At 57.8% G+C, this 1,506-nt stretch carries 1 protein-coding gene; it reads right to left on the reverse strand.

All coding sequences use genetic code 11. From position 1 onward, the window contains the following. Positions 1 to 205: 205 nt before the first annotated feature. A partial coding sequence (locus tag WBF74_RS06295) for an alpha/beta fold hydrolase (protein WP_424436847.1) occupies positions 206 to 1,506 on the reverse strand: 1,301 nt, incomplete at its 5' end.

Raw genomic sequence — 1,506 nt, forward strand, 5'->3', positions numbered from 1 at the left:
ACTATCCATGCCCGTGGTCTCGCACCCTGCCAGAAGAAAGGCAGCGGCAACCGCCACATAAGCGGATTTGATTTTCATGATCAGCCCTCTGAATTCGTATCCGGCACCCCATGTCCGGATCATCAGAGAGTCGTAGCGGCGCGCGTGAAAGCACAGAATAGTGCAAATGGACCAATCCCGTCAGAAAGAACGGGATCACCGATGATTAATCAAGCAGCGCCTCGAAAAACTCATCGCGCACATGCGTCATGAAGAGGTGCCCAAGGCCGGGGAAGGTGCGAACTTCATTAACCCTGAGCTTCGTTCGGAGAAGCTGCTCGCGCATTTCTGCGAGCGGAATGATGCCATCCGCCTCGCCATGCCACAGGCTCACGGGAACAGAAACGCCCGAGAAATCCGCCGGCGTCTCCCGCAACATGAGCTGCGATTCATGGACAAGCCCTTCCACACTCCAGCCGATCGCATCCATCGTCTCGTCGATGAGATATTCCACAAGCGCCGCGTCCCGCTCCAGAACGGCAAAATCCGCCGGTGACTTTTCGAAGAAGTGAAAGACAAGCGACCGCATGAACGGGCGGGACATTTTTGCCCGCAAGATCGCAAGCGTAGAATCAAGCAGCCAGGGATGACGGCGCAGATGGCTGAAGAAATAATTCACCATGCCCGGCCGCCCCTTGCGCGGCATGGGCGGCTCAAAACGCGCGGTCGTTAGCGCAATGCGCTTGATGCGATCTCCAAGGCGCAGCGCCGTCGAAAGGGCAAGCGGAACGCTGGATGAGTTCGCGGTAAGCGTAACGCGCTTCAGGTTCAGCGCATCCATTAGCCTTTCCATGTCACAGGCGAAACTCGCATAGGTCATATCGGGGTCAGGCGTGGATTGCCCGCATCCCGGCCGCTCAACCACGACAAGCCGAATGCCGTATTTTTCAACTGCCTCCACTTCCTGCGGACGGATCAGCGAACTTGCGAGCGAGCTGCGCAGCATCAGTGTCGGCTGCCCGTTCCTGTCGCCATACTCGCGATAAGCGATCCGCCGCCCCTTCGGCATGTCAATGAAGCTCCGCGGCACAGAAGGCAATATGCGTGGAGAGACCGGTGGCGGAGATGGCACTTGAATATAGGAGGCGAGACGTGAAAGCTCCGTCAAATGACGGATCAGATCGCTCTGCCGATTGACGCCGAGCTTCTCAAAAATGCTTTTGACCTGATTACGCACTGTATTGACGGAGAGGCCCAGTTTTTCCGCCGCCTCTTTCAGCGACAAACCATCCTTCAGGCTGGCGGCGAGGCGCGCTTCCGCAGGCGTGAGGCCGAATGTCTCGCGATACATTTTCGGCTCGTCGCTTGCCGCCTCGCGGTCGGGCGCGATGAAAACAACCGCATCTTTCGGCAAGGGTGTCGAAAGACCAAAGCGACGGCGCATCACCTCCGGCATCTGCTCTTCTGCGACGACATAGCCGAACACCGCCTCATCCCCTTCTGGCGTTACAAGACGCAGAAGAGAAA

Origin of the sequence: Parvibaculum sp. (genome assembly GCF_049672805.1) — a bacterium.
Taxonomy (GTDB): Bacteria; Pseudomonadota; Alphaproteobacteria; order Parvibaculales; family Parvibaculaceae; genus Parvibaculum.